The organism is Micromonospora noduli, assembly GCF_003264365.1.
Classification (GTDB): domain Bacteria; phylum Actinomycetota; class Actinomycetes; order Mycobacteriales; family Micromonosporaceae; genus Micromonospora; species Micromonospora noduli.
Genome location: NZ_PYAK01000011.1, coordinates 113,755 through 126,508, shown reverse-complemented (window position 1 = coordinate 126,508; position 12,754 = coordinate 113,755). Strand labels below are relative to the sequence as shown.

The 12,754-nt window shown below is 72.4% G+C and carries 15 protein-coding genes; 12 read left to right on the top strand and 3 right to left on the bottom strand.

The annotated features are described in order from the left end of the window. Nucleotides 1–80: 80 nt before the first annotated feature. Complete coding sequence (locus GUI43_RS11875; RefSeq protein ID WP_091395791.1) at nt 81–437, top strand: STAS domain-containing protein; 357 nt, start codon at nt 81–83, stop codon at nt 435–437. 13 nt (nt 438–450) lie between these two features. On the opposite strand, the gene GUI43_RS11870 is transcribed toward GUI43_RS11875, so the two are convergent. Next, on the bottom strand, nt 451–1,731 hold the full coding sequence (locus tag GUI43_RS11870) for an MFS transporter (protein WP_112698803.1): 1,281 nt from the start codon (nt 1,729–1,731) through the stop codon (nt 451–453). A 110-nt stretch (nt 1,732–1,841) separates the two neighbouring features. On the opposite strand from GUI43_RS11870, the gene GUI43_RS11865 reads away from it, so the two are divergent. From GUI43_RS11865 to GUI43_RS11845, 4 genes are all read left to right on the top strand, one after another. Next, a complete protein-coding gene (locus tag GUI43_RS11865) occupies nt 1,842–2,498 on the top strand; it encodes a FadR/GntR family transcriptional regulator (protein WP_112698802.1) in 657 nt (218 codons plus the stop codon). 39 nt (nt 2,499–2,537) lie between these two features. After that, nucleotides 2,538–2,999, top strand: coding sequence for a large conductance mechanosensitive channel protein MscL (gene mscL / locus GUI43_RS11860; RefSeq protein ID WP_112603247.1), 462 nt, complete (start codon nt 2,538–2,540; stop codon nt 2,997–2,999). An 81-nt stretch (nt 3,000–3,080) separates the two neighbouring features. Beyond that, the gene (locus GUI43_RS11855) at nt 3,081–3,332 is read left to right on the top strand and encodes a hypothetical protein (RefSeq protein ID WP_030486188.1); all 252 of its coding nucleotides are present in this window, start codon (nt 3,081–3,083) and stop codon (nt 3,330–3,332) included. 500 nt (nt 3,333–3,832) lie between these two features. Beyond that, nucleotides 3,833–4,204: a hypothetical protein gene (locus tag GUI43_RS11845; protein ID WP_112698801.1), complete on the top strand. Its 372-nt coding sequence runs from the start codon at nt 3,833–3,835 to the stop codon at nt 4,202–4,204. Between the two features lie 67 nt (nt 4,205–4,271). Here GUI43_RS11845 and GUI43_RS11840 read toward each other — a convergent pair whose 3' ends face one another. Beyond that, nucleotides 4,272–5,519: a benzoate/H(+) symporter BenE family transporter gene (locus tag GUI43_RS11840; protein WP_112698800.1), complete on the bottom strand. Its 1,248-nt coding sequence runs from the start codon at nt 5,517–5,519 to the stop codon at nt 4,272–4,274. Between the two features lie 55 nt (nt 5,520–5,574). Between GUI43_RS11840 and GUI43_RS11835 the strand changes: the two genes are divergently transcribed. The 7 genes from GUI43_RS11835 to GUI43_RS11805 all read left to right on the top strand — a co-directional run bounded on the left by GUI43_RS11835 (nt 5,575) and on the right by GUI43_RS11805 (nt 11,511). Then, nucleotides 5,575–6,132, top strand: coding sequence for an XRE family transcriptional regulator (locus GUI43_RS11835; protein ID WP_249037720.1), 558 nt, complete (start codon nt 5,575–5,577; stop codon nt 6,130–6,132). 115 nt (nt 6,133–6,247) lie between these two features. After that, nucleotides 6,248–6,967: a PP2C family protein-serine/threonine phosphatase gene (locus GUI43_RS11830; RefSeq protein WP_112586332.1), complete on the top strand. Its 720-nt coding sequence runs from the start codon at nt 6,248–6,250 to the stop codon at nt 6,965–6,967. A 102-nt stretch (nt 6,968–7,069) separates the two neighbouring features. Beyond that, entirely contained in the window at nt 7,070–7,408 is a 339-nt protein-coding gene (locus tag GUI43_RS11825) for a PadR family transcriptional regulator (RefSeq protein ID WP_112586330.1), read from the top strand. Further along, nucleotides 7,405–8,250, top strand: a complete 846-nt coding sequence (locus GUI43_RS11820) for an ABC transporter ATP-binding protein (protein ID WP_112698798.1) — start codon at nt 7,405–7,407, stop codon at nt 8,248–8,250. Before GUI43_RS11825 ends, GUI43_RS11820 begins: the two co-directional genes overlap by 4 nt. Beyond that, nucleotides 8,247–8,939: a hypothetical protein gene (locus GUI43_RS11815; RefSeq protein ID WP_112586327.1), complete on the top strand. Its 693-nt coding sequence runs from the start codon at nt 8,247–8,249 to the stop codon at nt 8,937–8,939. The genes GUI43_RS11820 and GUI43_RS11815 overlap by 4 nt, the downstream gene beginning before the upstream one ends. A gap of 68 nt (nt 8,940–9,007) precedes the next feature. Next, nucleotides 9,008–10,198, top strand: coding sequence for a GNAT family N-acetyltransferase (locus tag GUI43_RS11810; protein WP_112698797.1), 1,191 nt, complete (start codon nt 9,008–9,010; stop codon nt 10,196–10,198). A gap of 128 nt (nt 10,199–10,326) precedes the next feature. Further along, on the top strand, nt 10,327–11,511 hold the full coding sequence (locus tag GUI43_RS11805) for a hypothetical protein (protein ID WP_112698796.1): 1,185 nt from the start codon (nt 10,327–10,329) through the stop codon (nt 11,509–11,511). 110 nt (nt 11,512–11,621) lie between these two features. Here GUI43_RS11805 and GUI43_RS11800 read toward each other — a convergent pair whose 3' ends face one another. Beyond that, entirely contained in the window at nt 11,622–12,704 is a 1,083-nt protein-coding gene (locus GUI43_RS11800) for an NAD-dependent epimerase/dehydratase family protein (RefSeq protein ID WP_112698795.1), read from the bottom strand. Nucleotides 12,705–12,754 lie beyond the last annotated feature (50 nt).

Below are 12,754 nucleotides of genomic sequence, written 5' to 3'. Positions count from 1 at the left end.
GGCCACCGGATCAGGGCTCCCGTTCTACCTCCGACCGTGGTCGTGGGATACCGTTCCCCCGATAACAGGAGGTCTGGCGAATGTCGTTGACGGTGCACACGGAACAACGCGGCGACGTGGTCGTCGTGGCGGTCGCGGGCGAGCTGGACATGGCCACTGCACCGCAGCTGCAGGACCAGATCACCGACCTGCTCGACAAGGGCCGCAACCGGCTGGTGTTCGACCTGGCGGACGTCTCGTTCTGCGACTCGACCGGTCTGTCGGTCTTCGTCCGCGCCAAGAACAGCTGCGACGAGGCTGGCGGCGTGGTCCGGCTGGCCGCCCCGCAGCGCGGCGTGCTGCGCATCCTTGAGGTGAGCGGGCTGGTCGAGGTGCTGCACACCTACCCGACGGTGGATGAGGCAGTCGCCGGCGAATCGACGCCGGCTTCCTCCTGACCGTCCGCGTGCGTCACTCGTCCTCGACGTAACGGGGACGAGCGATCGCCATGCCCGCCGTCGTCTGCACGGCAAGGGCACCCAGCAGGAACCCGATCGGCGCGGTCCAGCCGCCGGTGGCCTCGTAGAGGATGCCGACCATCAGCGGGCCGAGGGCGGCGATCACGTACCCGGTGCTCTGCGCGAACGCGGAGAGCGCGACAGTGCCCTCGGCGGTGCGGGCGCGTAGGCCGATGGCGGTCAGGATCATCGGGAACGCTCCCTGACCGATCGCCAGCAGGGCGACCCAGAGCAGCGCGGCACCGTGCGGTGCGAGCGCCAACCCCAGGTAGGCCAGCGCCGACGCGGTGGTCAGCCCGAGCACCAGCGGTCGCAGGGTGCCCAGCCGACCGGCCAGGGTGGGCATCAGCAGCGCGATCGGCACGCCGAGCGCGGTCACCCCGGCGAGCAGCAGCCCGGCCGACTCCGGCTGGTAACCGGCGTCGCGGAACAGCTGGGCCAGCCAGCCCATGATCGCGTACCCGCTGAGCGACTGCGCCCCGAAGTAGACGGCCATCGCCCAGCCGAGCCGGGTCCGCGCCGGCCGGACCCGCGCCGGCGTGGCGACGACCGCCGTCGGGGTCGCCCGCCGCGCCGCGGCGCGGGTCCGCAGCGCCAGCGGCACCCACGGGAGTACGGCCACCGCGGCCATCGCGGCCCAGACGCCGAGCCCGGCCCGCCACGACCCGAAGGCGTGCGCGATCGGCACCGCGGAGGCGGCGGCCACCGTCGTGCCCACTGTCAACGCCATCGTGTACGCCCCGGTGACCAGGCCGGTGCGGTGTGGGAAGTGCTGCTTGACCAGCATCGGCAGCAGGATGTTGGCGACCGCGATGCCGGACAGCGCCAGCGCGCTGGTGAGCACGAAGATCAAGGCCGAGTCGGTGATTACCCGGAGCACCTGGCCCACGGCGAGGGCGAACATGGCGACCACCAGCACCCGGGCCGGCGCCACCCGGCGGACCAGCCACGGGGTGAGCGCGCCGAGGCCGGCGAACGCGATGGTCGGCAGGGTGGTGACCAGACCGGCGGTGACACCGGAGAGGCCCAGCCCGTCGCGAACCTCGTCGAGCAGTGCGCCGAGGCTCGTCACCACGGCGCGCAGGTTGAGTGCGACCAGCAGCATCCCGACCAGCACCAGCGCGCCACCGGTCGCCGGGTGCGTCCGCCGGCCGGTGCCGGGGTCCCGCGTCGGGCGAGGGTCGACGGCGACGGGGGCGGGCAGTGCCGGAGCGGCGGTTGGTGGCGGGGTCATGACCCTTAACCTACAATCATGGGATGAATTTGGGACCGGTGATGTAACCAGTGCCACCGTCGGTTGATTTCCCCTCCGCCCCGCCGGCACCGCCCCGCGGCCAGCCCACCGTGCCGCCCCGCGGCCACCGCGTCCGGCAGACCACCGAGCAACTCCGCGCCCGGATCCTCGGCGGCGAATGGCCCGTCGGCGGGCGCATCCCCACCGAGCCACAACTGGTCGCCGCGCTGGGTGTCGGGCGCAACACGGTCCGCGAGGCGGTCCGCGCCCTGGTGCACGCCGGGGTGCTGGAGTGCAGGCAGGGCTCCGGCACCTACGTGGTGTCCACCGACGAACTGGCACCGGTGGTCGCCCGCCGACTCGGCGACGACCGGATGACCGAGGTCATCGAGGTACGCCGCGCCTTCGAGGTGGAGGCCGCCCGGCTCGCCGCGTTGAGGCGTACCCCGGAGGACCTGGCGGCGCTCGACGACGCGCTCGCCCAGCGCGAGGCCGCCTGGCACGGCGGCCGGGTCGACGCGTTCGTCGAGGCCGACGCGGCACTGCACACGGCGGTGGTCGCCGCCGCGCACAACGCCATGCTCGCCGAGCTGTACGCCTCGGTGGGCACCGCCCTGCGCAGCACTGTCGCCCAGGCCATGGGCGGGGAGCTCACCCCCGAGCGCTACGTCGACCACACCCGGCTGGTCGAGGCGATCCGGGCCGGCGATCCCGGCCGGGCGGCGCTCGAAGCCGGCGCTTTTCTGGAACCCGCCGAACGGGCATAGGTTGTGCCCGACAGAAAAGCGGACACCTCGGGAGTACGAATGCTCAAGGGCTTCAAAGACTTCATCATGCGCGGCAACGTCGTCGACCTGGCGGTCGGCATCGTGATCGGCGCCGCGTTCACCGGCGTGGTCACACAACTCACCAAGTCGTTCCTCGAACCGCTCATCAAGGCACTCGGTGGGGGCACTGGCCTGTCGGCCGGGAGGTGGGAGATCACCAAGGACAACTACATGGACTGGGCGGGGTTCATCAACGCCCTGATCACCTTCCTGCTCACCGCGGCGGTGCTCTACTTCTTCGTGGTGTTCCCGATGAACAAGCTGGCCGAGCGGCGGCGTCGGGGCGAGGAGCCGCCGCCCTCGGCACCGAGCGAGGAGGTCAAGCTGCTCACCGAGATCCGGGACGCCCTGGTCTCCGCCGGTCACACCACCCCCGGCCAGCAGCGTGGGGCGCTCGACGACGTGCTGGGCCGTCGCCCGGAGCCGCCGACGCAGCGCTGACCCGAACGGATGCACATCGGCCCCTGTGGGATTCCCGCAGGGGCCGCACCTTCTCGTACGTGTGTTCGATAGAGTCCCGCCATGGAGCAGCGAAAGCACTGGTGGAACGGGAAGTGGGGGCGGCTGGCCCGGCGGGACGTCTTCCTGCGGGTGGACGCCGACCGGTGGCACGTCGAGCAGCGGGCCGGCGGCGCCGAGGGCATCTCCCGTTTCTACGAGTACGGCAGTGCGGACGAGGCCGAGGACACCGTCCGGGCGCTGCTCGACGGCCCGGACACCTGGCGGGAGCTGTCCCCCCGCCCGCCCGGCGGCTGGACCCTCCCGAACAGCTGAGCGGGCGGAACGCCGTCTGCGCGTGTGCCGTGCGCCGGTGGCGTGTGCGTGTGCCGCTGGCGTGTGCCGCGTGCCGCTGGCGTCGCGGTCCGTCGCCCGCCACGTTGCGCCGGCTGTGGTTGCGCCGGCTGTGGTTGCGCCGGCTGTGGAGGCGGTACTGCTTCCGACGGTTATGACTCTGAGGCATATTTATGCCTCAGAGTCATAACGCTCTCCGGGCCATCACCTCCCGGCCCAATCGCCTCCCGGCCCATCGCCTGCGGACCTGCCACCTCCCGGTCTGTCACCTCCCGACCCACCACCTTGCGGCTCACCGCCCGACCCACCGCCCGACCCACTTCCCCGCCCACCTCCTCCGGACCTGCGCCTCCGGACCTGTCGCCTCCGAGCCGCTGCCCCTGGGACGAGGTGCCGACCACACCGAGGCTGCGGCGGCCGCTGAGCGTCGGTCGGGCAGGCGGCGGCGTTTAGCGGCGCGCCGCCCTGGGAACCGCAGCGGGATGGACCAGCAGGACGCGCAGCAGGCGACCATCTCGCGGATCACCACCGGGATGCCGGTGATCGACTCAGCTGGCACCGAGGTCGGGACCGTGGACCTCGTCCAGCGGGGCGACCCGAACGCGGTGACCGTCCAGACACCGACCGCCGACCCGGGCAGCAGCCTGGACGAGCTGATCGAGGCGACCGCGGTCGAGGAGCCGGACGTCCCGGCCGATCTGGCGGCGCGGCTGCTGCACAGCGGCTATCTGAAGGTCTCGACCGACCTGACCCGCACCGGCGCGGTCTACGTACCGGCCGACCGGATCGGGTCGGTGGCCGACGGCCGGGTCCTCCTTGCCGTCGGGGTGGCCGACCTGCCGCCCGAGGAGTGACCCCACCTTCCTGATCGACTCGGGTTCACGGAAATCGGGGCATCCGGAGCCTCGGGACCGCCCGACTTCATGAAACCCGAGTGGATCTTCCCTGCGCGGCGGGGGCCGGCTGGTCGGGCGCGGCAGGCTGGTCGGGCGCGGCAGGCTGGTCGGGCGCGGCGGGCTGGCGGCGATGGAAGAGCAGCAGCATCAGGCAGCCCGCGACCAGGCCCCAGAACGCGCCGCCCACGCCGATCAGCGTCACCCCGGACGCGGTGACCACGAAGGTGACCACGGCGGCCTCCCGGGTCGCCGGGTCGGTCACCGCCGAGGCGAGCGCGGTGGCGAGGGCGCCCAGTAGCGCCAGCCCGGCGACCGCCTCGATGAGGATCGGTGGGGCGACCGCGACCAGGGTGGTGGCCACGCCGGCGCCCAGGCCGAGCACGGCCAGCCCAGCGCCCGCGGTGGCCGAGGCGATCCATCGGCGCTCCGGGTCGGGGTGCGCGTCGGGGCCGGCGGCCAGCGCGGCGGTGATCGCCGCGAGGTTCACCGCGTGCCCGCCGGCCGGGGCGGCGAGCAGACTGGCCAGGCCGGTGGTCCGCAGCGCGGCGCCGAACGGCGGCCGGTAGCCGTAGCCGACCAGCACCGCCATGCCGGGTACGTTCTGCGCGGCCATGGTGACCAGGAACAGCGGCAGGGCCAACCCGACCAGTGCGGACGCGTTCCAGGCCGGTGCGGTGAGCGTGACCGACGGGATCAGCGCGGCACCGGTCAGGCCGGTCGGCGGTGCGGTCAGTGCGATCGCCGCCACGGCCACCACCAGCGCACCGGGCACCGCCCAGCGGCGGGCGAACCGGTGCAGCAGCAGCCAACCGACCACCACCGATCCGGCCACCACCGGCAGCTCGACCAGCGCGCGGACCGGGGCGGTGCACAGCGGCAGCAGCACCCCGGCGAGCATCGCGCCGGCCACCGGCTTGGGGATGGCGGCCACCGCACGGCCGAGCGGCGGGAACAACCCGGCCGCGACGATCAGCACACCGGAGACGAGGAAGGCGCCCACCGCTACCGGCCATCCGCCCGGCGGCGGCCCGGTCGCCACCAGCAGCGCCGCGCCCGGAGTGGACCAGGCCGCGCTCATCGGTATCCGGTACCGCCAGCCCAACCAGACGGCGACGAACCCACTCGCCACGCAGAGAGCGAGCAGGCCGGAGGCGGCCTGTGCGTCCGACGCGCCCGCCGCTCGGAGCCCGGCCAGCACGACTGTGAACGAACTGGCGAAGCCCACCAGCGCCGTCACCACCCCCGCCAGCACCGGTTGCACGCGTCCGGCCACCCCACCCTCCCGACTGTTCCGTTTACGGAACGGAAGCGTGTAGCACGATAGCCGGGTGCCGCACTCACCACCAGCCCGCCCGGGCCTCGACGTGGATCCCGCCGTCGTCGGGCGCCGGGTCCGCGCCCTGCGCGAGGAGCAGGGGATCTCGCTGTCCACACTCGCCCGGCTCGCCGGTGTCGGAAAGGCCACCCTCTCCGGCCTGGAACACGGCACCCGCAACCCGACTCTGGAGACGCTCTGGGCGGTCACCGCGCAGCTCGGCGTACCGTTCACCGCCCTGCTGGCCGAACCGGCGGCCGAGCCCACCGTGCACGGCACCGCGGTCACCGCCACCCTGCTGGAGGTGTTCACCGACACCGACGCGACCTACGAGCTGTACCGGATGCGGGTCGCGCCCGGCGTCACCCAGCTCTCCCCCGCCCACGCGCCGGGGGTCACCGAGCACGTCACCGTGTTCGCCGGGGTGCTGCGCGCCGGGCCGACCGACGCACCGCTGACCGCTCCGGCCGGCGGTCACCTCCGCTGGGTGTCGGACGTGCCACACAGCTACGCGGCAGTGGGTGACGAGGAGGTCGCCGCGAGCCTGCTCCTGCGCTATCCGCGTCGCTGAGACCCCGCCGATCGGTCACGGACCGTCGGCCCCGTCGACGAAAATCGCAATCATTTCTCGACCTAGGTAGGAGGCGTAGAGACGAATGCGGGTTGTTCTTGGCAAGCTTGACCCCATGACGCTGATCCTCCGCTCGGTCATCCTCAACGACATCGGCTTGGTGCGCACCAACAACGAGGACTCCGCCCTCGCCGGTGACCGCCTGATCGCCGTCGCCGACGGCATGGGTGGGCTGCCTGCGGGCGAGGTGGCGAGCGAGATCGTGATCCGGATCCTGGACGAGCTGGCTCCGCCCACCGACCCCGACGGCGCCGCCGACGCGCTGCGTGCCGTGGTCAGCACCGCCAACCAGCGCATCCACGCCGCCATCACCGTCGACCCGAGCCGGGACGGCATGGGTACGACGCTCACCGCGGCGCTGCTGGCCGGGGAGACACTGGTGCTGGCGCAGGTGGGCGACTCCCGCTGCTACCTGCTGCGCGAGGGGGAGCTGACCCAGCTCACCCGGGACGACACGTTCGTGCAGGCGCTTGTCGATCAGGGCACCCTCTCTCCCGAGCAGGCCCGCCACCACCCGCAGCGGTCCCTGGTGACCCGGGCCGTGCAGGGCGCCGACACCCCACCCGCGGTCGGGGTGCTCACCGTGGTTCCCGGTGACCGGCTGCTGCTGTGCAGCGACGGGCTCTCCGACTACGTCGAGGACGAGGCCATCGCCGCGGCCCTGGGCATGTACGCCGACCGCCAGCAGTGCGGCGAGCAGTTGGTGAAGCTGGCCCACCACGCCGGCGCGCCGGACAACGTCACAGTCGTGGTCTCCGACGTCGTCGCCCGCTGACCCGTACGACTCACTCGGCGGCTCACCCGAACCGACTGGTTCGGGTTCCGCTGCCACAGTAGGTGGTTGTGCCATCTAGCTTGCGCCGCTACTGTCCCTCGCGTGGATTCCGACCGGCGCGGGCAGTGGCTGCGGGGGGTGCTCGACATCTGCGTCCTGGCCCTGCTGTCCAAAGGCGAGTCCTACGGCTACCAGCTCGCCCAGGCGCTCGACGCGGCGGGCGTCGGGCCGATCCAGGGCGGCACGCTCTATCCCGTGCTGCTGCGCCTACAGAAGACCGGCCTGGTGACCGCGCAGTGGCGGGAGGGCAACGCTGGGCCGGCCCGTAAGTACTACCGGCTCACCGACGACGGGCACGCGGCGCTCCGCGCCGGCGGCAGCGCCTGGCTCACCTTCGTCCAGCCGGTGAACGACATCGTCACGAAGGGGGTCACCCGGTGAACGCCGACGATTGGCTGCGTACGCTCACAGCCGAGCTGCACCAGCGCCGGGTCGCGGCGGACGCCGCACGGCACGTGGTCGCCGAGGCCGCCACGCACCTACGCGAGGGCGGCGGCGACCCCTGGGTCGTCTTCGGCCCACCCCAGCAGTACGCGGGCGCGGTCGTGGAGAGCATCGGCACCGCGCCCGGACCGCGCCCCGGGCCGGTCCGACTGCACGCGGCGGGCATCACCAAGAGGTACGGGCGACGAACCGTGCTGCGCGACGCCACGCTGACCGTCCGGGCCGGACAGATCGCGGCCGTCGTCGGCGCGAACGGCTGCGGCAAGAGCACCTTCCTGCGGATCTGCGCCGGACTCATGTCACCGGACGCCGGCGAGGTGACCGTCTCCGGGCGGCTCGGCTACTGCCCGCAGTCCGGCGGCACCGCCGACTTCCTGCTCGCCGACGAGCACTTCGTGCTGGTCGGCGCCGGTCAGGGTGTGGCCCGGGGCCCGGCCCGCCGCGCCGGTCGGGCGGCGGCCCGGCAGCTCGGCTGGGAAGCGGGCGGCGATGTGCAGGCCCGCCACCTGTCCGGCGGCACCCGACAGAAGCTCAACCTGACCATGTCCACGCTCAGCGCCCCCGACGTGCTGCTGCTCGACGAGCCGTACCAGGGCTTCGACCAGGGAACGTACGTCAACTTCTGGGACCAGCTCAGCAGGTTGCGCGATGCCGGCACGGCCATCGTCGTGGTGACCCACCTGCTCAACCAACTCGACCGGGTGGACATCGTGCTCGACCTGACCCCGGCACACGAGACCGGGTGGCACGCGCCCGGCATCCAGGGAGGTCGCCCGTGAACCGGCTCGTCACCGTCGCCGAGATGACCCTGCGGGAGCTGCTGCGGCGTCGGGGCGTACTCCTGCTGTTGTTGTTGATGCCGTTGACCTTCTACCTGATCCGGCGGGACGCCTACCTCGGGCAGTCGGTTCGCTCGCTGCTGCTCGGCGTGGGGTGGGCGGTGAGCACCGCCGCGCTGTTCGCCACTACCGCGGCCCGCGAGTTGGAGCCGAGGCTGCGGCTGGCCGGCTACCGTCCACACCATCTCTATCTCGGTCGGATGCTCGGCCTGTGGACGGTGGGGCTGGTCATCTCCGTACCCTTCTTCCTCCTCCCGATTATCGACGGCGCGGACCTGCGGTACGGCGGCCTCGCGGCGGCGCTGCTCTGTTCCGTCGCGGTGGCGGCGCCCTTCGGGATGCTGATCGGTGCGCTGCTGCCCCGCGAGTTGGAGGGCACGCTGCTGCTGCTGACAGTGGTGACGGTGCAGATGCTGATCGACCCGGCCGGGTCCGGGGCGAGGTTGACGCCGTTCTGGTCGAGCCGGGAGATCGCCACCTGGACAGTCGACAACACCGACCAGGGCTACCTCTCCCGCGGCCTGCTGCACGGGCTCGTCGTCACCGCCCTGCTGGCCCTGGGCGTGGCCGCGGTGGCCAGCGTCCGCCTGCGCCGCCGTCGCCACCTTCGGCACCTGCCGGTCGGCTGACCGCCGTGCCGGCCGCGGATCGGGCCAATCCGGTTGCTACGACCCGCGCGGCGGGTTGAGATGGGCGAATGACCATCCGCCGGGTGACCGACGACGACCGTCTCACCACCAGCTTCCCGCTGGCCGCGTACGCCTTCGAGTCCTCGCCGCTCAGCGCTGCCCGGACTGCGGAGTTCCGCGACTACCTGCCCTACAACCAGGGCAACCGGACGCTGATCGCCGAGGAGGACGGCACCACGTTGGCCGCCGTCTCGGCCATCCCGATGCGACAGAACCTGCGCGGGGTGGTGCTGCCGATGGCCGGTGTCGCCGGGGTGGCGACCCATCCGCTGGCCCGCCGGCAGGGGCACGTCCGGACGTTGCTGCACCAACTCCTCGACGAGATGCGCGACGAGGGCCACCCGCTCAGCGCGCTCTATCCGTTCCGGCCCAGCTTCTACGCCCGGTTCGGCTACGTCGGGCTGCCCAAGCCCCGCCGGGTCACCTTCACTCCGGCCAACCTGGGTTCGCTGCTCCGGGTGGACCTGCCCGGCGAGGTCGGCTGGGAACGCGTCGCCGCCGGCTATCCGGCGTGGCGGGCGTTCACCGAGCGCAACCTCCAGGAACGACACGGCTTCGCGATCTTCCCGGACTACCGGGCGGTCGGAATGCGTGACCGTGACGAGTACTGGCTGCTCACCGCCCGGGTCGGCGGGGAGATCACCGGCGCGGTGACGTACCGGATCGACGAGCACGGCGGCACGCTGCACGGCAACGAACTGCTGGTAACCGACCCGCTCGCGCGGGCGCTGCTGTTGCAGTTCTTCGCCCGGCACGTCGACCAGATCGAGCGGGTCACCGTTCAGGTTCCGCCGGACGAGTTGCCCGAGCTGTGGCTGACCGACCTGGACGTGCACGTCGAGGCCCGTACGGCCGTGCCGGGTTCGTCCGCGCCGATGGCCCGACTGCTGTCGCTGGACGCGTTGAGCGGGCTGCCCGCCGGCCCGGGCCGGGTGCGGATCGAGCTGACCGGGGACCGCTGGTTGGCCGGCACCCACCTGCTCGACGGCACGACCGGCGCGCTGGAGTTGGTCGACGACACCACCGGCCACGCGCCGACCGCCACGCTCACCGCCGCCGGGCTCTCCGCCCTCGCGTACGGGGTGCTGGACCCAGCCGAGTTGCCGCTACGCGGTCTGGGTGAGGTGCCGGTGGACGCCGCCTCGGAGCTGCGCGGCCTCTTCCCCCGCCGGGTGCCGTACCTCTTCGCCGACTTCTGAGCCCGATTTGCCGCCGGGGCCCCACCGCGCCGCAGCAGGCGGGCGGCGGGCGTGGCTTAGCGGTGCATTAAGCCGGCCCGGCGGATTCGTCGCGACGCCGTCGCGGCTCCTAGCATCACTGGGTGCGCATGACGTCGCTTGCCGCTCTCCTCGTCCTCGGTGTCGCCACCGCGACCCTGCCCGCCTGCGCGCCCAACGACCCGGCCCCCGCCTTCGAGGCCGGCTCGACCGCCTCGCCGACGGCGCTGCCGACCGGCGGTCAGAGCGAAGCGCCGGGTGCGCGGGACGGCCTCGGCGGCCCGGGGGCCAGCGCCAGCCCGAAGCCCGCCAACAAGGTGCTCGCCGCCGGCAACCCGAACGGCAGGGCCACAGTGCCGACCGAGGCGCGGGCGGTGGACACCTCGAAGCCGACCCGGACCATCGGCACCGGCACCCCGGCGAGCTGCACCTCCGCGGCGGTCGTGAAGGCCGTCGCGGCCGGCGGTGTCATCACGTTCAACTGCGGACCGGCCCCGGTGACGATCAAGATGGCCGCCACCGCGAAGGTCCGCAACGCCAACGGGCCGAAGATCGTGCTGGACGGCGGCGGCACTGTCACGCTGAGCGGCCAGGGGCAGCGCCGCATCCTCTACATGAACACCTGCGACGAGGCCCAGGGCTTCACCACCTCCCACTGCCAGAACCAGGATCACCCGCAGCTCATCGTGCAGAACCTCACCTTCGCCGACGGCAACTCCACCGGTGAGAAGGCCGAGGGCGGCGGCGGTGGGGCGATCTTCGTACGCGGCGGGCGGCTGAAGGTCGTCAACTCGCGCTTCGTCCGCAACCGCTGCGACCGCACCGGCCCCGACCTGGGTGGCGCGGCCGTCCGGGTGCTGAGCCAGTACGAGAACAAGCCGGTGTACGTGGTGGGCAGCACCTTCGACGGCGGTTCCTGCTCCAACGGAGGGGCGTTGAGCAGCATCGGCGTGTCGTGGGTGGTGCTGAACAGCCTGCTCAGGAACAACGAGGCGATCGGCAGCGGTGCCAACCCGGCCAAGTCCGGTACGCCCGGCGGCGGCAGCGGCGGCGCGATCTACTGCGACGGCAACGAGTTCACCGTACGGATCGCTGGCACGATCATCGAGAACAACACTGCCAACGAGGGTGGCGGCGCGGTCTTCTTCGTGAGCAACAACCGCACCGGCACGATGAGGATCGAAAACTCGACTCTGCGCCGCAACCCCAGCGCCAAGTTCGAGACCCGCGGCTTCCCCGGCATCTTCTTCCTGGGCGCCCGCAACCCCACCCTGACCAACTCCAAGCTCTCCTAACCCGCCCGCCCCTGCCCACCCCGCTTGCGACCGCGCCGGTGATCAAGGGGTTTCGGTCATCGGGGCGGTGTTTCCTGACCGAAAGCTCTTGATCAACAAGCTGGGGTGGGTCAGTAGGGGTTTCCTTCGCCTGGGGGGCGGGCGCGGAGGAGGGCGGCGGGGCGGCCGGGCAGATCCCGTGCGCCGGACATCGGCGGGCTCGGCGTGTGGTCGCCGTCGGCCATCCCGGCGAAGAGTTCCTTGAGCGCCGTCAGCGCACTGATCTTGGGCTGCCAACCCAGCTCGGTCTCCGCGCGCTCGCTGGACATCAGCGGGGCGTTCAGACCCAGCTCCACCCAGCCCACGTCGACCGGTTGCAGCCGCGCCCGCCAGGTCAGCGCCGCCGCCACCCGCAGCACCGGCGCGGCGACCGGCACCGTCCAACCGTGGAAGTGCCGGGCCACCAGCTCCGGAGTGAGCACCGGATCCGCGGCGACGTTGAAGGCACCGCGCGCATCACCCAACACCGCCCGGGCGTACGCGTCGGCCACGTCATCGGCGTGCACCGCCTGCATCCGCAACCGGCGGTTCGTCGGCACCAGCGGGATCCGGCCGAAGCGCAGCAGCCGCACCGGCGCCAACGGGCCGAGGAAGTAACGCGTGATCTCCGCACCCGCGGCCCGCTGGAAGATCAACCCGGGTCGCATCCGCACCACCCGCAGCGTCGGTTGATCCCGTTCAACCCCGTCCAGCAGCGCCTCCACCTCCGCCTTGTGCTCGCTGTACGACGAACCAGGCACACCGGTGGCCGGCCACCGCTCACTGATCGGGTGATCCTTCGGGCCGGGCGCGTAGGTGCCGACCGACGAGGCGTACACCAGGGCCGGAACACCGGCCTGGACCACCGCGTTGATCACCGCCCGGCTGCCCTCGACGTTGGTCCGGCGCAGCACCCGCTGGTCGTGGCTGGGCTGGATCTGCCAGGCCAGGTGCACCACGGCGTCCGCACCCGCGAACACCTCGGCAAGCTGCCCGGTCGCGCTCGGCGCGCCGATGTCGCAGGAGTGCCACTCCACCTGGTCGTACGGCTCGCCGGCATCCGGGCCGGGCAACCGTCGAACGACCCCGGCCAGCTCCACGCCCCGCTCCCGGCGCAGCCGCCGCAGCAGCGCCGTACCGACGTTGCCGCTCGCCCCCACCACCACGATCCGCATGCCCGACCCCGTACCCGCCCAGCAGCAGCTCAACCGCCCACCAGCGCGGC